This is a genomic window from Phenylobacterium sp., assembly GCF_035539035.1.
In the GTDB taxonomy this organism is placed as follows: domain Bacteria; phylum Pseudomonadota; class Alphaproteobacteria; order Caulobacterales; family Caulobacteraceae; genus Phenylobacterium.
In genome coordinates this window covers 1,194,507-1,211,897 of record NZ_DATLJI010000016.1, presented here as the reverse complement: position 1 = coordinate 1,211,897, position 17,391 = coordinate 1,194,507, and the positions used below count along the sequence as shown (strand labels likewise).

12 protein-coding genes are annotated in these 17,391 nt (G+C 72.0%); 4 read left to right on the top strand and 8 right to left on the bottom strand.

From position 1 onward, the window contains the following. Window positions 1-8: 8 nt before the first annotated feature. Entirely contained in the window at window positions 9-1,811 is a 1,803-nt protein-coding gene (locus VM685_RS19880) for a PAS domain-containing sensor histidine kinase (protein ID WP_325461915.1), read from the bottom strand. A gap of 161 nt (window positions 1,812-1,972) precedes the next feature. Further along, the gene (pepN, locus tag VM685_RS19875) at window positions 1,973-4,603 is read right to left on the bottom strand and encodes an aminopeptidase N (RefSeq protein WP_325461914.1); all 2,631 of its coding nucleotides are present in this window, start codon (window positions 4,601-4,603) and stop codon (window positions 1,973-1,975) included. 154 nt (window positions 4,604-4,757) lie between these two features. On the opposite strand from pepN, the gene VM685_RS19870 reads away from it, so the two are divergent. The 3 genes from VM685_RS19870 to VM685_RS19860 all read left to right on the top strand — a co-directional run bounded on the left by VM685_RS19870 (window position 4,758) and on the right by VM685_RS19860 (window position 7,986). Then, entirely contained in the window at window positions 4,758-5,405 is a 648-nt protein-coding gene (locus VM685_RS19870; RefSeq protein WP_325461913.1) for an OmpW/AlkL family protein, read from the top strand. Window positions 5,406-5,636: 231 nt separating this feature from the next. Continuing rightward, the gene (locus VM685_RS19865) at window positions 5,637-6,752 is read left to right on the top strand and encodes an acyl-CoA dehydrogenase family protein (RefSeq protein ID WP_325461912.1); all 1,116 of its coding nucleotides are present in this window, start codon (window positions 5,637-5,639) and stop codon (window positions 6,750-6,752) included. A 10-nt stretch (window positions 6,753-6,762) separates the two neighbouring features. Next, the gene (locus tag VM685_RS19860; RefSeq protein WP_325461911.1) at window positions 6,763-7,986 is read left to right on the top strand and encodes an acyl-CoA dehydrogenase family protein; all 1,224 of its coding nucleotides are present in this window, start codon (window positions 6,763-6,765) and stop codon (window positions 7,984-7,986) included. Between the two features lie 161 nt (window positions 7,987-8,147). Here VM685_RS19860 and VM685_RS19855 read toward each other — a convergent pair whose 3' ends face one another. The 5 genes from VM685_RS19855 to VM685_RS19835 form a co-directional block, all read right to left on the bottom strand. Beyond that, complete coding sequence (locus VM685_RS19855; protein WP_325461910.1) at window positions 8,148-9,365, bottom strand: glycosyltransferase; 1,218 nt, start codon at window positions 9,363-9,365, stop codon at window positions 8,148-8,150. 94 nt (window positions 9,366-9,459) lie between these two features. Beyond that, a complete protein-coding gene (locus VM685_RS19850; protein WP_325461909.1) occupies window positions 9,460-9,882 on the bottom strand; it encodes a CBS domain-containing protein in 423 nt (140 codons plus the stop codon). A gap of 184 nt (window positions 9,883-10,066) precedes the next feature. After that, complete coding sequence (locus VM685_RS19845) at window positions 10,067-11,656, bottom strand: amidase (protein WP_325461908.1); 1,590 nt, start codon at window positions 11,654-11,656, stop codon at window positions 10,067-10,069. Window positions 11,657-11,719: 63 nt separating this feature from the next. Then, window positions 11,720-12,421, bottom strand: coding sequence for a response regulator transcription factor (locus tag VM685_RS19840; protein ID WP_325461907.1), 702 nt, complete (start codon window positions 12,419-12,421; stop codon window positions 11,720-11,722). Continuing rightward, complete coding sequence (locus tag VM685_RS19835; RefSeq protein WP_325461906.1) at window positions 12,418-13,878, bottom strand: sensor histidine kinase; 1,461 nt, start codon at window positions 13,876-13,878, stop codon at window positions 12,418-12,420. The genes VM685_RS19840 and VM685_RS19835 overlap by 4 nt, the downstream gene beginning before the upstream one ends. Window positions 13,879-14,278: 400 nt before the next feature. Between VM685_RS19835 and VM685_RS19830 the strand changes: the two genes are divergently transcribed. After that, entirely contained in the window at window positions 14,279-15,355 is a 1,077-nt protein-coding gene (locus tag VM685_RS19830; RefSeq protein ID WP_325461905.1) for a 2OG-Fe(II) oxygenase, read from the top strand. On the opposite strand, the gene VM685_RS19825 is transcribed toward VM685_RS19830, so the two are convergent. Next, a complete protein-coding gene (locus VM685_RS19825) occupies window positions 15,352-17,313 on the bottom strand; it encodes a S9 family peptidase (protein ID WP_325461904.1) in 1,962 nt (653 codons plus the stop codon). The genes VM685_RS19830 and VM685_RS19825 overlap by 4 nt on opposite strands. Window positions 17,314-17,391: the final 78 nt, after the last annotated feature.

Below are 17,391 nucleotides of genomic sequence, written 5' to 3'. Positions count from 1 at the left end.
AGGGATCCTCACGCCATCGCCGGCTGGCCCCGCGCCGGCTCCGGCTGGGTCTGGCGCACCGGCAGCAGGAAGCTCGCCTCGGTGCCCTGGCCGGGGGCGCTCTGGAGGTCGAGCAGGCCGCCGTGCATCTCCACCAGGGCCTTGGTCAGCGCCAGCCCGAGCCCCGTCCCCTGCTGGGTCTTGGAGTGCTGGCTCTCGATCTGCTCGAACGGCCGGGCGAGGCGGGTGAGGTCCTCGCGCGCGATGCCGATGCCGGTGTCGTGCACGCTCACCCGCACCCGCTCGCCCAGGTGCTCGGCGCGCAGCTCCGCGCGGATCGTGACCTTCCCGCCCCGCGGCGTGAACTTGATGGCGTTGGAGAGCAGGTTCAGCAGCACCTGCTTCACCGCGCGGTAGTCGGCCTCGACCTCGGGCAGGTTCGGGAATTCCACCGTCAGCGTCAGGCCCGCGCTTTCTGCCCTGTTGCGCACCAGCCGGGCGGCGTCCTCGGCCACCTCCTCCAGCGACACCGGCTCGAAGCGCAGGCTCATCTTGCCGGCCTCGATCTTCGACATGTCGAGGATGTCGTTGATCAGCGCCAGCAGGTGCTGGCCGGAATGCAGGATGTCGCGGCAGTAGTCCTTGTAGCGCCGGTCGCCGAGCGGCCCGTACATCTCGCCCAGCATGATCTCGGAGAAGCCGTTGATGGCGTTCAGCGGCGTCCTGAGCTCGTGGGACATGTTGGCCAGGAACTCGCTCTTGGCCTGGTTGGCGCTCTCGGCGCGGACCTTCTCGGCCTCGTACTTGCGGGCGAGGTCGGAGAGCTCGGTCTGGCTGGCCTCGAGGTTGGCCACCGCCTTGCGCAGGGCCTCCTCGTTGCGCCGCCGGGCCTCCTCCTGGGCCTTCAGGGCCGTGATGTCGGCGGCGGTGACGACGAGGCCGCCCTCGGCCGTGGCGCGCTCGGAGATCTGCACCCAGCGCCCGTCCACCAGCTCGGCCTCGCGCACCCCGCGCGCGCCGCCCTGGGTGGGCAGCTCCTGGCGCACCGCCAGCTGGGCGAAGCGGTCCACCTGCTCGCGCTGCACGCCCGGCTTCAGGAGCTGCGGGTCGAGCCGGAAGAAGCTGCGGTAGTTCTTGTTGCACATCAGGAGCCGGCCGTGCCGGTCCCACAGCACGAAGGCCTCCGAGACGCTCTCGATGGCGTCGCGCAGGCGGGTCTCGGCGGTCTGGGCGCGGGCCTGCGCCAGCCGCTCCTCCGTGACGTCCAGCGCCACCCCGATGATCCGCGCGTAGCCGCCCTCCGCCGCGTGGCCGAAGCCCTGGCCGCGGGCGTCGATCCACACCGGCCGGCCGCCGATCGGCGACGGCACCTGGAAGGAGACGTCGAAGCCGCCGTAGATGGCGGCGTTGGCCAGCGCGTCGCGCAGGCCGTCGCGGTGTCCGGGCGAGACGCGGTCCAGCACCTGCTGGCCGTCGACCACCCCGCCGCGCCAGCCGAACAGGGCGCCGGTGACGTCGGACATGAAGATCCGGTCGGTGGTGAGGTCCCACTCCCAGATGCCGCAGCGCGCGGCCTCCACGGCCAGGCGGAAGCGGTGCTCGGAATCCGAATAGGCCGCGTGCGCCCGCTCCACCCGCCGCCACTCCAGCAGGAGGATCAGGCCGAGTCCGAAGGCGGCGGCCAGCGGCGCCGTCAGCCAGACGATTTGCTCCTGCGGCGCGGGCGATCCGGCCTGCAGGCGGGCCACCGCCACCGCGGCGTAGACCGCCATGAGCAGCAGGGCGGCGAGGATGGCGATGCGGCCGAACCGGTAGGACGGCGGGCCGGGCACGGCGGGGCGATCGGACGGCCGATCCTGCCGCGCCGCGTCAGCCACGTCATCGCCGCCGCGCCTGGCCAACGCCTGCCGCCCCCCTCCGAGCCGAGTCACCCACTCGGAGCCCGAGTCTACGGTGCGTCGCGGAATCCGTCACCGGTCCGCGGCGCGGCGTTTCAGCCGCCGCCGTCCTCGCCCAGCGCCCGGCTGGTCAGCTCGTAGACGTTCTTCGACAGGCCCTGGGTCGCCAGGATCCGCTGCAGCTCGGCCTTCATCAGCGCGCCCAGCTCCGGCGTGTAGCGCCGCCAGCCGCCGAGCGGGTCGACGAGCCGGGCGGCGATCATCGGATTGAAGCCGTCCACCGCCAGGATCTGGTCGGCCAGGAAGCGGTAGCCCGCCCCGCTGGGCTCGTGGAAGCGCACGGGGTTGAAGTTGGCGAAGCTGGAGACCAGCGCCCGCAGCCGGTTCGGGTTCTTGGCGTCGAAGGCGGGGTGGGCGGTGAGGCCCATGACCCGGCCGAGCGCCGTCTCCGATGGGTCGCGCGCCTGAATGGCGAACCACTTGTCGATGACCAGGGGCTCGCCCTTCCAGCGTTCGTAGAAGTCCTCGAGCGCCGCCTCGTAGGCCTGGCCGCCGATCAGCATCAGGGCGGCGAGCCCGCCCATGGCGTCGGTCATGTTGGCGGCCGCGCGATAGTGACCCTCGGCGATGTCGGCGATGTCGCTGCGCGGGTTGGCGGCCATCAGCTCCAGGGCGGCGTTGCGCAGCGCCCGGCGGCCCGCGCCGGCGGCGTCCGGCGAGAACTCGCCCAGATCCTGCAGGCCCGTGTGCAGATGCCGCAGCTCCCCGTTCAGGTGCAGGGCGAGCCGCAGCCGAAGGGCCTCGCGGGCCTCGTGCAGGGCCGCGGGGTCGGCCGGCTTCATGGCCAGGGCCAGGTCGGACTCCGACGGCAGGGTCAGCAGCAGGGCCTTGAACGCCGGATCGGCGGCCTGGTCCGCCAGCGCCCGGCCCACGGCCTCGGCGTAGCGCTCCTCGTTGACCTCGTCGGGCCGCCCGCCGGCCCGCGACAGGATCAGCGCCCGGGCCAGGTCCTGGCCGGCCTCCCACCGGTTGAACAGGTCAGGGTCGCTGGCCAGCTGGACGTAGCGGTCCTTGGAGGGCGCATCGGTCTCCAGCAGCACGGGCGCCGAGAAGCCCCGGAGCGCCGAGACCACCGGGCGGGAGTCCACGCCGGTCAGCGTCACCTTCGCCCGGGCGGCGTCCAGCACGACCACCGTCTCGTCCACCGCCCGGCCGTCGCGCTCGAAGGCCAGGGTGCGGCCGTCGTGGTCCAGCAGGCCCACGGTCACCGGGATCGGCAGCGGCTTCTTGGTGGGCTGCCCCGGCGTCGGCGGGGTCTCCTGGGCCAGCTCCAGGTCGAGGGTGCGGGCGTCCTCGTCGTAGCGGCTCTTCAGCGTCACCCTGGGCGTGCCCGCCTGCTCGTACCAGGCGAAGAAGTCGGAGAGGTCGCGGCCCGACGCCTCCTCGAAGCAGGCGATGAACGCCTCGACCGTGGTGGCCTGGCCGTCCCATCGCTCGAAGTAGGTGTCCATCCCCTGCCGGAACGCCTCCGGCCCGATCAGGGTCTTGAGCATCCGGATGACCTCGGAGCCCTTCTCGTAGATGGTCGCGGTGTAGAAGTTGTCGATCTTCAGATAGCTGTTCGGCCGCACCGGGTGGGCCAGCGGCCCCTGGTCCTCGGCGAACTGGCGGGCGCGCAGCGCCTTCACGTCCTTGATCCGCTGCACGGCGTGGCCGCGCATGTCGCCGGAGAAGCTCTGGTCGCGGAAGACCGTCAGGCCCTCCTTGAGGCAGAGCTGGAACCAGTCGCGGCAGGTGATCCGGTCGCCGGTCCAGTTGTGGAAGTACTCGTGGGCGACGACGCTCTCGATGCGCTCGTAGTCCATGTCGGTGGCCGTCGCCGGGTCGGCCAGCAGGAGCGAGGAGTTGAAGATGTTCAGCCCCTTGTTCTCCATGGCCCCGAAGTTGAAGTCGCGGACCGCGACGATCATGAACAGGTCGAGGTCGTACTCGCGGCCGAAGGCCTCCTCGTCCCACTTCATCGAGCGCTTCAGGGCGTCCATGGCGTAGGCGGCGCGCGGCGCCATGCCGGGGTCGACGAAGATCTTCAGCTCCACCGTCCGGCCGCTCATGGTGACGAGCCGGTCCTCAAGCACGTCGAGCTCGCCGGCCACCAGCGCGAACAGGTAGCAGGGCTTGGGGAAGGGGTCGTTCCAGACCGCGTAGTGGCGCCCGCCCGGCAGCTCGCCGGTCTCCATCAGGTTGCCGTTGGAGAGCAGGTGCTGGAACTTCCGGTCGGCCTCGATCCGCACCGTGAAGCGCGAGAGCACGTCCGGCCGGTCGGGCCAGAAGGTGATCTTGCGGAAGCCCTCCGCCTCGCACTGGGTGCAGAACCGGCCCCCGGACATGTAGAGGCCTTCGAGCGCCTTGTTGTTCTCCGGGTCGATCTCGACCTCGGTCTCCAGCACGAACTGGGCGGGGACGTCCGGGATGGTCAGGAACTCGTCGTCGATGGTCCGTTCGGCCTCGGCCAGGACGCGGCCGTCGATAGCCACCGAGACGGGTTTCAGCCGCTCCCCGTTGAATCTCAGCGGCTCGGCGTGGTCGCCGTTGCGGCGGACCTGCAGGCGGGCCGTCACGCGCGTGGCGTTGGGCTGCAGGTCGAAGGCCAGATGGACCTCGTCCACGAGGTACGCAGGCGGACGGTAGTCGGAGAGCCGGATCGGCTGGGGGGTCTCTGTGCGCATCCCAGGGATTTAGACGCACCGGGCGCGGCTCGCCACCCGCCACGGGCCGATCCGGCGTCCTGAAGCAAACTAAGGATTGAGCCCGATCAAGGCGACGCTTGCGCCCCGGGCGCAGTTACGCGCCGCGGCTCAGCCGCCAAAGAAGGGGATAGCCATGAACACCATCCGTCTCGCGCTGGCCGCGGGCGCAGCGCTCGCTTTCGCGGGCGCCGCCCAGGCCCAGGACTTCCAGCCCAAGCAGGCCGGCACGATCATGCTGAACGTCCGCGTGACCGACGTCGCGCCCGACGCCGGCGACCCGATCACCACCCTGGCCGGCGCGCCTACGGGCCTGAAGGCCGACGTGGGCGACAGCATCATGCCGACCATCGGCCTCAGCTACTTCGTGACCGACAACGTGGCCGTCGAGGTGATCGCCGGCTCCACCAAGCACACCGTGCGCGCCAAGGGCACGGGCGTCGACGTGAAGTTGAAGGAGACCTGGGTGCTGCCGCCGACGGTCAGCGTCCAGTACCACTTCGCCCCGGCCGCGAAGGTCAGCCCCTACGTGGGCGCGGGCGTGAACTACATGCTGTTCTACGCCGACAAGGACTACAACGGCTTCGGCCTCGACATCGACAATGGCTTCGGCCTGGCCCTGCAGGCCGGCGCCGACGTGGCCATCCAGGGCCCCTGGAGCGCCAATGTCGACGTGAAGAAGATCTTCTTCGAGACCGACGCCACGGACCGCTACAACGGCGTGAAGTCCAAGGTGAACCTCGACCCGTGGGTCGTCTCCGCGGGTGTGGGCTACAAGTTCTAGCCCCGGCGGCCGGGGCTCTCCCTCAGCCCTGGCTCTCCGCCCTCGGCGGGGAAGGGCGGCGGCGTTCCTCCCCGCCGCCGTCCTTCTCCCGGAGGCGCGCGCAGCGGTCGATCGCAAGCGTGATCGCCCCTGCGGAAGCCTGACGCGAGGTCACGCTTTTCAGCCCGCCGCCCCGGCGTATGGTGCCTCGGAGGAAAGACTCCGGGGCCGGCCAACGGCGGGAAGCAGGGCATGAATTTCGACTTCTCAGACGACCAGAAGTTCCTGAAATCGGAGGCGCGCAAGTTCCTGGAGGCCAACAGCTCCACGGCCCAGGTGCGCAAGGTGCTGGACGAGGACGCCAGGTCCCATGACGAGGCCCTCTGGAAGGCCGTGGCCGCCCAGGGCTGGCTCGGCGCGGCGATCCCCGAGGAATACGGCGGCCTGGGCCTCGGCCACCTCGAGCTCTGCGTGATCGCCGAGGAGCTGGGCCGCGCGGTCGCGCCCATTCCGTTCGCCTCCACGGTCTACATGCTGGCCGAGGCGATCATGCTGGCCGGTGACGAGGCGCAGAAGGCCGAGCTGCTGCCGAAGATCGCGGCGGGCGAGGTGATCGGCGCACTGGCCACCTCCGAGGGCCCCGGCCCGGTCAGCCCCGGCTCGATCCAGGCCACCGTCACCGGCGGCAAGCTCACCGGGACCAAGCTGCCCGTGACCGATGGCGACGTCGCCACGCTCGCCCTGGTGCTCGCCAAGGAGAACGGGCAGGCCGGGCTCTACCTCGTGGACCTCGCGGCTGAGGGCGTGGCGCGCGAGGCGCTGCAGACCCTCGATCCCACCCGTGACGCGGCCAAGCTGTCCTTCAACGGCGCGGCCGCCCGGCGGCTCGGCGGAGCCGGTGAGGGGTTCAGCCTGCTCGAACAGGTGCTCGACCGCGCCGCTGTGCTGCTGGCCTTCGAGCAGGTGGGCGGCGCCGACCGCTGCCTGGAGATGGCCAAGGCCTATGCGCTCGAGCGCTACGCCTTCGGCCGGGTGATCGCCTCCTACCAGGCGATCAAGCACAAGCTGGCCGACATGTACGTGAAGAACGAGCTGGCCCGCTCCAACGCCTACTACGGGGCCTGGGCGCTCAACACGGGCGCCGCCGAGCTGCCGGTAGCGGCCAGCGCCGCGCGGATCTCGGGGTCGGAGGCCTACTGGTTCGCCGCCAAGGAGAACATCCAGACCCACGGCGGCATCGGCTTCACCTGGGAGATGGACTGCCACCTGTTCTACCGGCGCTCGCGCCAGCTGGCCCTGGTGGCCGGCGCCCCGCGCGTCTGGAAGGAACGGCTGGTGAGCCAGCTCGAGCGTCGCAACGCGGCCTGAGGATCAGATCATGGACTTCAACGACTCCCCCGAAGAAGCCGCCTACCGCGCGGAGGTCCGCGCCTGGCTGGAGGCCAACGCCCCGAAGAAGCCGGTCAGCGGCAACGACCTCGAAGGCGGCGGCGACACCATGCCGGCGTCCAAGGCCTGGCAGGCGAAGAAGGCCGCCGCCGGCTATGCGCAGATCACCTGGCCCAGGGAGTGGGGCGGCCCCGGCGGCACGCCGATCCAGCAGGTGATCTTCAACCAGGAAGAGGCGAAGTATCCGATCCCGCCGAACCCCTTCCAGATCGGCCTGGGCATGTGCGTGCCCACGGTGATGACCTTCGGCGACGAGGAGACCAAGAAGCGGTTCGTGGGTCCCGCCCTGCGTGGCGAGGAGATCTGGTGCCAGCTGTTCTCCGAGCCCTCCGGCGGCTCCGACGTCGCCGCGTCCCGGACCCGCGCCGTCCGCGAGGGCGACGAGTGGGTGATCAACGGGCAGAAGGTGTGGACGACCGGGGCCCAGTTCTCCGACTTCGGGATCGTCATCACGCGGACGAATCCCGACGCGCCCAAGCACAAGGGCCTCACCATGTTCTGGGTCGACATGAAGGATCCAGGAATCGAGGTGCGGCCGATTCACCAGATGTCGGGCGGCTCGGGCTTCAACGAGGTGTTCTTCACCAACGTCCGGGTGAAGGACAGCCAGCGGCTGGGCGCGGTAGACGACGGCTGGCGGGTCGGCCTGGTCACCCTGATGAACGAGCGGCTGGCCGTGGGCGGGCCCTCGGGGGCGGGCCCCTCGGAGTTCATGGAGGCGGCGCGGCATATCCCGGGCCTCGACGGCGGCCCGGCCCTGAAGGACCAGGCGCTGCGCGAGAAGATCGCCGACTGGTACGTCGCGACGGAGGGGCTGAAGCACACCCGCAACCGGACGCTGACGGCCCTGTCCCGCGGCCAGACGCCGGGACCGGAGAGCTCGATCGGCAAGGTGGTCTCGGCCCTGCAGATGCAGGACCTGGCCAACACCGCGGTGGAGATGCTGGACCAGTACGGGATCATCAACGACCCGGCGCTGGCGCCCCTGCGCGGCGGCTTCCACGGCTCGCTCATGGGCGCGGCCGGCCTGCGCATCGCCGGCGGCACCGACGAGATCCTCAAGAACATCATCGCCGAGCGCGTGCTGGGCCTGCCCGGCGACATCCGCGTCGACAAGGACGTGCCCTTCAAGGACATGCCCACGGGGCGGTAGGCGCAGCCCTCTCCCGCTTGCGGGAGAGGGTTGGGTGAGGGCGGGTCCGATCAGGCGGCTGATCAAGCGGTGGACCCGGGTCCCACCGGAGCGGACGTGCTCTTCCTCCTCCGCCGCCCTCACCCTGACCCTCTCCCCCGCGTAGCGCGGGAGAGGGAGGCTCAGGCGCTGAGCGCCAGCGGGCTCCTGCGGGTGTTGGTCCCGAGCAGCTGGGCGTAGAGGCGGGTGAGGCCCTCGAAGGTGGTGTCCCAGCCGTGGCGGGTTTCGGCGCGGCGGCGGGCGGCGGCCTTCAGGGCGTCGAGGTCGCGGGCGAACAGGGCCTCGATGGCCTCGGCCAGGCCCGCGGGCTCGACGTTGCGGGCGCGCTGGCCGACGGTCTCGTCGATCAGCTCGGCCACGCCGCCCTTGCCGGCGCCGACCACCGGCAGGCCGGCGGCCATGGCCTCCAGCACCACCAGGCCGAAGATCTCGTTCTCGTTGGCGTGCAGGCAGGCGTCGCAGGAGGCGATCATGCCGGCCAGCTTCACCGGGTCGCGTTCGTAGCCGAGGCAGATGACGTTGGGCGAATAGCCCACGTCCTTGCCGGCCCCGATCAGCAGCAGCTTGTAGGGCGCGCCCAGCCGCTCCACCGCCGCCACCATGGAATCGATGTTCTTCTCCCGCGCCGGGCGGCCGGCGAACACCAGCAGGCGGGTGTCGGCGGCAAGCCCCAGCCGCTTCAGCAGCTTGCCGCGGTCGCCGCGGGCGGGGTGGAACAGGTCGGTGTCGACGCCGAGCTGCTGGACGGTCAGGCGTTCCACGCCGGCCTCGCGCAGGCGGTTGGCCATGTGCTGGCTGGGGGCCACCACGTGGTCGAAGCGCTGGTAGGCCTGGGCCCAGAAGTTGAAGGTCGGCGCCTCGGCCCATTCGCCGAAGTGCAGGGCCGCGAGCGTCGCGGCGTCAGTGTGGCAGAAGCCCACCACCGGCACGCCCAGCGCCTCGCCGGCCTCGAGCGCGGCGTGGCCCGGCACGAAGACGTCGCCGGCCTCGACGATGTCCGGCTCGAGCATCCGGATCACCGTCTCCCACTTGGTCAGGCTGGCCGGCATCCGGTAGCCGTCGCCGAACGGCAGACGCGTGGCGGCGATGGTCACCAGGCCGTCGCCGTCGGCCTGGGTGCGGGCGCCCGGCACCACCAGGGTGTGGCGCACGTCCGGCCGCCGCTTCTCCAGCCAGGCGCGCTTGGCCATCAGGTAGCGTTTCACGCCGCCCGACTTGGGCGCGTACATCATGGTCGTGTCGATGAGATGGAAGCCCTGGGCGTCGCCCGGGAAGGCAGGCGCTTCGGCGGGGTCCAGCCGGATGAGGTTCTCGTGCTCCGGCGCGACGACGTCGAACATTCGGCGTGCCCTCGGTCTCTCGATGATGCTCGTTGAAGCGGCAACGAACAGCGCGGCCGAACGATCCCGGCCGCGCTGCTTCAACGCCCGCAGCTTAGACGTGGCGGTTCGGCTCGCTGATCTCTTCCAGAGTCTGGCCAGTGGTCTTGTCCTTCGCCTGCCTTGCGATGTCGCCCAGCGCGACGATCCCGACCAGGCGCTTGTCCCGGTCGACGACCGCGAGCCGGCGGACCTGGAGCTCGGCCATCCGGTCGGCGGCCTCGCCGATGTCGTCGTCTTCGTAGCAGCACTCGACGTCGGGCGTCATCACCTCGGAAACCGGGGTCTGGAAGCTGCGGCCCTCGCTGACCGCGCGCACGACGATGTCCCGGTCGGTGACCATGCCCTGCAGGCGGTCGCCGTCGCACACCGGCATGACCCCCGCGTCGATCTCGACCATACGCCGGGCGACGTCCTGGATGGTGTCCTGCGGTCGCGCGACCTTCACGTCACGCGACATGATCTCGCTGATCCTCATGGGAAGCTCCGTTCGATGGGGAGGGGCCGGCGGCCCCGGCGCCCCATGAACCCCCGGCGGGCGAACGAGGTTGCACGACGTCCCACCTTCCGCGGGGCCTCCCATCTCACGTTCCGCGGCGAGCTGCGCGCCACGCTGAAGCTTCGCTCCCAGATTGGGGCGGAAGGCGGGCCCGACAAGGGCCTCAGCGGGGATCGTATGCCCGCGCCACGTCCGGCCGCGCATTGACCGAAGGCAAGAACTCCGGCGGCCGGCGGGCCTCGGTGGCCAGCTCGAAGGCGTGGCCGAGCGACAGCAGCCGGGCCTCGGACCAGGCCGGCCCGATGAAGGAGATCCCCACCGGCAGGCCGCGGACATAGCCCATGGGCACGGTCAGGTGCGGATAGCCCGAGACCGCCGGCAGGCTGGACGGCGAGCCGAAGAAGCGGCTGCCGTTCACCGGGTCGACGATGGAGGGCGGGCCGCCGCTGGGCGAGACCAGGACGTCCACCTTGGCCTCGCGCATCAGCCGGTCGAGCGTGTCCGTGGCGAGCTTCTTGGCGTCCGCGCGCTTCTTCTTGTAGCCGGGGTCGGTCAGCGCCGGGGCCTTGGCCGACTGCTCGAAGATCTCCTGGCCGAACAGCGGCGTCTCGCGCGGCTCGGCGGCGTTGAAGGCGATCAGGGCGTCCAGGCTGCGGGTCCTCACCGCCGGCGGCGTCGAGGCGAGGTAGGCGTCCAGCGCCGCCCTGAACTCCGCCCGCAGGGTGTCGCCCTCGGCGGAGCCCACCTGGGCGAGCACGGAGTCCTCCGGGCCCTTCACGTCCACCAGCACCGCACCGGCCTCGCGCAGGGCGTCCAGGGCCTTCTCATAGACCTCGTCGGTCTCGGGATGACGGCCGGCCAGGTTGCGCAGCACGCCGATGCGCGCGCCCTTCAGCGACCGGGCGTCCAGAGCGGCCACATAGTCGGTGCGCCGCCGGTCCGCCTCGGCGGTGGCCGGATCGGCGGGGTCGCTCCCGGCGATGACGGTGAGCACGGCGGCGGCGTCGGCGACGGTGCGGGTCATGGGACCTGCGGTGTCCTGCTCCGGCGAGATCGGCACGATGAAGGTCCGCGAGACCAGCCCGACGGTGGGCTTCAGGCCCACCACCCCGTTCATCGCCGCCGGGCAGGTGACCGAGCCGTCGGTCTCGGTGCCGATGGCGATCGCCGCCAGCCCCGCCGCCACCGCCACGCCCGATCCGGAGGATGAGCCGCAGGCGGTGCGGTCCAGTGAGTAGGGGTTGCGCACCAGCCCGCCCACCGCGCTCCAGCCGCTGATCGAGCGGGTGGACCGGAAGTTGGCCCATTCCGACAGGTTGGTCTTGCCGAGGATCACCGCCCCGGCGTCGGTCAGCCGCCGCACGATCGGGGCCTCGCGTTCCGGGACGTTGTCGAGCAGGGCCAGGGAGCCGGCGGTGGTCGCCGTCCCGTCCCGGCTCTCGATATTGTCCTTCAGGAGCACCGGCACGCCGTGCAGCGGCCCGCGCACCCGGCCGGCCCGGCGCTCCTCGTCCGCCCGGCGGGCGTCGGCCATGGCGCGCGGGTTGATCGTCAGCACGCTGTTGAGCCTCGGCCCCGCCTTGTCGATCCGGGCGATCCGGTCGAGCGAGAGCCGCACCAGTTCCTCGGAGGTCACGGCGCCGGTCCGCATGGCCTGCTGCTGCGCCACGGCCGAGGAATAGGGCGTCACCGGCTGCGCGTGCGCCGCGCCGGCGAGCGCCGCGGCGGCGGCGAAGGTTGCGAACTTCAGCATGCGGAGAGCCCCCAAAGACTGTCCAGCCCAGCCTAGCGGGAGAGGGCCCCGCCGCGCCAGCGCTCAGGGCTCCTCTTCGGCCCTCAGGCGGTAGCCCACGCCGGGCTCGGTGAGCACCAGCCTGGGCGCCGACGGCTCGGCCTCCAGCTTCTGGCGGAGCTGGCCGATCAGCACCCGGACGAACTGGGCGTCGACCTGGGCGCTGGCGCCCCAGACCGCGGTGATCACCTGGCGGTGGGTGCACACCCGGCCGGCGTGGCGGGCCAGGATGCGCAGCAGGTCGTACTCCCGCGGCGTCAGCTTGACCTCCTCGTCCTGCACCCGGACGCGGCGCAGGGCGAAGTCGATCTGCAGGTCGCCGGACCGGAACCGCGCCTGGGAGGCGAAGCGGCGCTCCCGCCCGCGCAGCGAGGCGCGCACCCGCGCCAGCAGCTCGCCCACCCCCACGGGCTTGTTGACGAAGTCGTCGGCGCCCAGGTCGAGGGCGGCGATCTTCTCCGCCTCCAGGTCGCGGGCCGAGAGCACGATGATCGGGGCGTCGGTCCACTCGCGCAGCCGCTCGATCACCGCCTTGCCGTCCATGTCGGGCAGGCCGAGGTCGAGGATCACCACGTCGCAGGGCTCCGCCGCCATTCGCATGAGCGCCGTCTCCCCGTCCTCCGCCGTCTCCACGACGTAGCCGGCGGCGGCCAGGGCGGGCGTGAGCGCGCGCACGATCTGCGGCTCGTCGTCGACCAGCAGGAGGCGTCCGGCGGCGGGGGTCATGCGGCCGCCGGCAGGGTCATGGTCACCGCGAGGCCCGCCACGCCGTCGGCGCGGTTGCGGGCCGACACGGCCCCGCCCATGCCCTCCATCAGGCCGCGGGTGATCGAAAGACCCAGGCCCGCGCCCGGCCGGCGGGCGGCCTCGGGGGCGCGGAAGAACTTCTCGAAGATGCGCTCCAGGTTCTGCTCGGCCACGCCGGCGCCCTCGTCGCGGACCTCCACCTCCAGCCGATCGGCCGCGGCGCGGGCGGAGATCTCCACCGCCGCGCCCTGGGCGGCGTAGCGCAGGGCGTTCTCCACCACGTTGCCCAGCGCCTGCTCGAACAGCATCGGGTCGCCCAGCGCCTCCGGCAGGTCGCCGGGCACGCGCACCGACACCCGGGCCGGCGTCGCGCCGTGGCGGGCGAGGATCCGCTCCACCACCTCCGGCACGCTGAAGGGAATCCGCTGGGCGGCGAGGGCGCCGGCCTCCAGACGGGTCATGTTGAGCAGGTTTGCGACGAAGGCGTCGAGCCGCACGGCCTCCTCCTGGATGGTGGCGGCGAGGTCGTTGCGCACGGCCGGCGTGAAGGTCTCGCCGAACTCCTGCAGGCTGCTGGCCGAGGCCATGATCGCCGCAAGCGGCGTGCGCAGGTCGTGGGAGACGGAGGAGAGCAGGGCGTTGCGTAGCGCTTCGGTGCGGGCCCGCGTCTCGGCGTCGGCCTTGGCGGCCGCCAGGCGCGCGCGGGCGATGGCGGCCGCGGCGGTGTCCACCAGGATGTCCAGCAGGGCGTGCTCGTCGGGGCCCAGCGACTGGTCGGCGTCGCTGCGCCAGGCCGCGACGCCCTGCGGCGCGCCGTCGGCCCACAGCGGGCGCAGCGCCCAGCCTTCGGCCCGGGTGGTGGCGAGCGCGCCGGCGCGGGCCAGGGCGAAGGCCTCCATCACCGCCGCCTGTCCGGGGCCCTCGTCGCCGGGCAGGGTCTCCGGGTCGCGGACCACCGCCTCGCCCTTGGCCGCCTCGCCCAGGCGGCGGGCCAGCCGCTCGCGGACCACGGCCTCGTCGTCGCTCGCCGAGAAGTCGCGCGTGGCGTCGAGCAGCACCTGGGTGGTCCGCGCCCGGGCCTTGGCCCGCTTGGCCTCGTCGCGGATCCGGCCGGTGAGGTGGCCGGTCAGCATGGCCACGGCCAGGAAGATGGCCAGGGTGGCCGCGTCCTCCGCCTCGAAGGAGAAGGTGAACCGCGGCTCCACCAGGTAGAAGTTGTAGACCAGGAAGGCGGCGCCGGCGGCGAAGTAGGCCGGGCCGGAGCCGAACAGGAAGGCGGTCACCAGCACCCCGGCCAGGAAGACCATGGACAGCCGGGTGTTCTCCGTCACGCGGTAGAGGACCTCGGCGGCGGCCGCCGACACCGCCACGATCGCGAGGGCCGCGGGGTATCTCCAGAGGCTGGTCGAGGTCGAGGTCGGGGGCGTTAGCGGCATGTCGCCTTCTGGGAAGGGGTGCGCCGGCGAGCATAGCGCCGTTGGGACCGGGCGGTGCGCATCGCCGGCGCGGATCCGCAGGGGGAGCGGACCGGCCCCACAGTGGGCAACTGGGCGGGCAGGTCAATTATGGGGCCCTTATGGCCACCTAAGTCACTGAACTTATAAATTTCTTATGCTTGGCTCTGCAGCCGCGCGGCCGCATCAGTCGGGCGACCCCGGGCGTGGCGCCGGAGCACATCCGGCCCGAAGGCCGGAGGACCGCGTCCGGGGCGTTGGAGACGCCGATGTCCGCCGCCCCGCTGATCACCTTCGCCACTCTCGCCGCCGCGGCCTGCGCCTGGCTGGTCTGGCGAACCGGCGTCGGCCTGGCCGGCCTGCTTCGCCGGGCCCTGCGGCCGTGAGCCGGTTCCGCGTCGGCGAGCCCGCGCCCTGGTTCACGGCGCCGACCCCGTCCAATCCGCGCTTCCACTTCTCCAGCGTCGCGGGCCGCTACATCCTGCTGGGGTTCCTGCCGGCCGGGGGCGAGGCGCAGGCGGCGGCGCTGACGGCGCTGCACGCCAGGCGGGCGCTGCTGGACGACGACACGGTCTCGGCCTTCGTGGTGCTGCGCGACCCCCACGCCATCGGCCGGGCCCGCGACGGGCGCGGACTGCGCTGGTTCCTCGACGCGGACGGCGCGATCTCGCGGCTGTGGGGCGCGCTCGACGAGGCCGGCGCCGAGCGGCCCATGTGGGTCCTGCTCGACCCGGCCCTTCGGGTGCTGGCCCTCGCGCCGCTTGAGGCCACGGACGCCATGCTGGCGCGGCTGGCGACGCTCCCCAGGGTCGAGGACCACGCCGGGGTCACGCTGCACGCCCCGGTGCTGGTCGTGCCGCGGGTGCTGGAACCCGAGCTCTGCCGGAGGCTGATCGACCTCTACGAGGCGGAGGGCGGCCAGCCGTCCGGCGTCATGCGCGAGGTCGACGGCCGCACGGTGGGCGTGCTCGACGACTTCAAGAAGCGGCGCGACGTCTTCATCCGCGATCCGGCCCTGCAGGCGGAGTTGCGGACCCGCCTCGGCCGCCGGCTGCTGCCGGAGATCGCCAAGGCCTTCCAGTTCGAGGCCACCCGCATCGAGCGCTACATCGTCGCCAGCTACGACGCCGAGGAGGGCGGCTATTTCCGCCCGCACCGCGACAACACCACCAAGGGCACCGCGCACCGCAAGTTCGCGGTCTCCATCAACCTGAACGCCGAGGAGTTCGAGGGCGGCGACCTGCGCTTCCCGGAATTCGGGCCGCGCACCTACCGCCCGCCGACCGGCGGGGCGGTGGTGTTCTCCTGCACCCTGCTACACGAGGCGACGCCGGTGACCCGGGGCCGCCGCTACGCCTACCTGCCGTTCCTCTACGACGAGGCCGGCGCCCGCATCCGGGCCGAGAACCAGCCGTTCCTGCAGCCCGAACCCGCCGCCACCGACGACGCGCCGGCCTAGCGGGCGCCCAGCACTTTCTTCAGGAACACCACCTCGGTGGCCCGGACGGCTTCCTGGTTGGCCTTCTTCTGGATGCCGTGGCCCTCGTCCTTGGCGACCACGTACCAGACCTCGGTGCCCTGGGCGCGCAGCTTCGCGACCATCTGGTCGGACTCGCTCTTCGGCACCCGCGGGTCGTTGGCCCCCTGGAAGACCATCATCGGCTTCTTCATCCGGTCGCTCATCCGGATCGGCGCGATGCGGTCGAAGACGGCGCGCATCTTCGGGATCCGCTCGTCGCCGTACTCGGCCCGGCGCAGGTCGCGGCGGTAGCCCTCGGTGTTCTGCAGGAAGGTGACCCAGTCGGAGATGCCGTAGAGGTCGATCGCGCCGGCGATGCGGTCGTTGTAGTGCCCGGCGACCGCCAGGACCATGTAGCCGCCGTACGACTGGCCGACGACGGCGACGCGGGAGGCGTCGAGGTCAGGCTGCTTGGCCACCCAGTCCAGCAGGGCGCCGATGTCCTTCACCGAGTCCTCGCGCTTCTCGGCGTTGTCGAGGTTGATGTAGGTCTTGCCGTAGCCCGACGAGCCGCGGACGTTGGGGATGATCACCGCGGCGCCGAGTTCGTTGACCCAGGACTGCCGGCGCGGATTGAAGTTCGGCTGCTCCTGGCCCTCCGGCCCGCCGTGGATCTGGATCACCACCGGCAGCTTACCGGTCGCGCCTCCAGCCCGGTTGTTTGGCGGCCGGTAGATGAAGGCGGGGATCGAGCGGCCGTCGAAGCTCGGGTAGCGGAACAGCGTCGGCTCCACGAGCTTCGCCGGATCCAGCCCGCCCAGCTCGCTCTCCGTCCAGCGGGTGAGCGCCCCGCTCCCGGAGTCCCAGCTCCAGACGTCGCCCGAGGCCGTGGAGGTGGAGAGGCTGAAGCCCAGCTTCTTGCCATCCGGCGAGAAGCCCATGCCAGTCAGCACGCCCATGGGCAGCTTCGGGCCCGGCAGCTCGCGGCCGCTCTCGAGGTCGCGCAGCACGATCCGGGAATAGCCCTCCTCGTTCACCGCATAGGCCAGGGTGCGGCCGTCCGGCGCCACGTCGAGGGCCTCGGCGCCCCACTTCGCGCCCGGCTCCAGGTCGCGCATGCGGCCCGAGGCGAGGTCGAAGACCACCGGCCGGGCGAACTCCGCCCCGTCGTCGGACAGCGCCACCACGGCCGCGCCGCCCAGGGCGAAGGCGGCGTCCGCATAGCCGATCTTCCGCTTCGTGGGCCCCACCGGCGTCAGGGCGCCGGAGGCCACGTCCAGCACGAACAGCTCCACGTGCGGCTGGGCGTTGTAGCGCTGGACGAGGATGCGCCGGCCGTCGGGCGAGATGTCGAGCGGCGACATGGCGCCCTCGCCCTCGTGCACCACCCGGCGCCCGGCCGGGTTGGCGGGATCGGCCAGCACGATGTCGTAGTTGGGGTCGCCCGGCGTCACCTGGCTCCAGGCCACCAGCCGGCCGTCCTTGGAGAACTTGAAGCCCTGGTTGCGGGTGTTGGGCGCGGTGAGCTGGACCTCGTTTCCGGCCAGGTCGCGCAGGTAGGCCTGGTAGTATTCCGCCCCGCCCACGTCCCGCGGATAGAGGAAGCGCGAGGTCCCGGGCTGCGCCTGGGCGGTGTTCACCGGCTCGTCGAAGAAGGTGAGCTGGGTGCGCGCGGCGCCCGGCTGGGCGACGCGGTGGATCTGGTTGACGTTGCCGAACCGGGTGGCGATCAGCAGGGAGCCGTCCGGCAGCCAGTCCTCGAACACCGCCGAGCGGGCGTTGTAGTAGGGCGCGAGCGCCGCCTGCAGCTCGGCGGGAGTCGCCGGGACGCCGTCGTAGACGATGGCGCCCACCTCGCGGACCTGCGCGGGCGCTGCGGCCTGCGGCGCCTGGGCGGCGGTGGCGGTGACGACGGAAAGCGCCAGGGCGGACCCCAGCAGGACGGCGCGCGACAGCATCGGAAGAAGGCCCCTGAACAGCTCGAGGGCGTGACCGAAGCGCGGGCGGCGCGCGGCGTCAACGCATGGCGGTCGAAC

Excerpts from the sequence above, each read along its gene's own strand:
- VM685_RS19850 (WP_325461909.1), bottom strand. The coding sequence starts at position 9,882 with ATGAGGATCAGCGAGATCATGTCGCGTGACGTGAAGGTCGCGCGACCG.
- VM685_RS19825 (WP_325461904.1), bottom strand. The coding sequence starts at position 17,313 with ATGCTGTCGCGCGCCGTCCTGCTGGGGTCCGCCCTGGCGCTTTCCGTC.
- VM685_RS19870 (WP_325461913.1), top strand. The coding sequence starts at position 4,758 with ATGAACACCATCCGTCTCGCGCTGGCCGCGGGCGCAGCGCTCGCTTTC.
- VM685_RS19860 (WP_325461911.1), top strand. The coding sequence starts at position 6,763 with ATGGACTTCAACGACTCCCCCGAAGAAGCCGCCTACCGCGCGGAGGTC.
- VM685_RS19845 (WP_325461908.1), bottom strand. The coding sequence starts at position 11,656 with ATGCTGAAGTTCGCAACCTTCGCCGCCGCCGCGGCGCTCGCCGGCGCG.
- VM685_RS19840 (WP_325461907.1), bottom strand. The coding sequence starts at position 12,421 with ATGACCCCCGCCGCCGGACGCCTCCTGCTGGTCGACGACGAGCCGCAG.
- pepN (WP_325461914.1), bottom strand. The coding sequence starts at position 4,603 with ATGCGCACAGAGACCCCCCAGCCGATCCGGCTCTCCGACTACCGTCCG.
- VM685_RS19855 (WP_325461910.1), bottom strand. The coding sequence starts at position 9,365 with ATGTTCGACGTCGTCGCGCCGGAGCACGAGAACCTCATCCGGCTGGAC.
- VM685_RS19835 (WP_325461906.1), bottom strand. The coding sequence starts at position 13,878 with ATGCCGCTAACGCCCCCGACCTCGACCTCGACCAGCCTCTGGAGATAC.
- VM685_RS19865 (WP_325461912.1), top strand. The coding sequence starts at position 5,637 with ATGAATTTCGACTTCTCAGACGACCAGAAGTTCCTGAAATCGGAGGCG.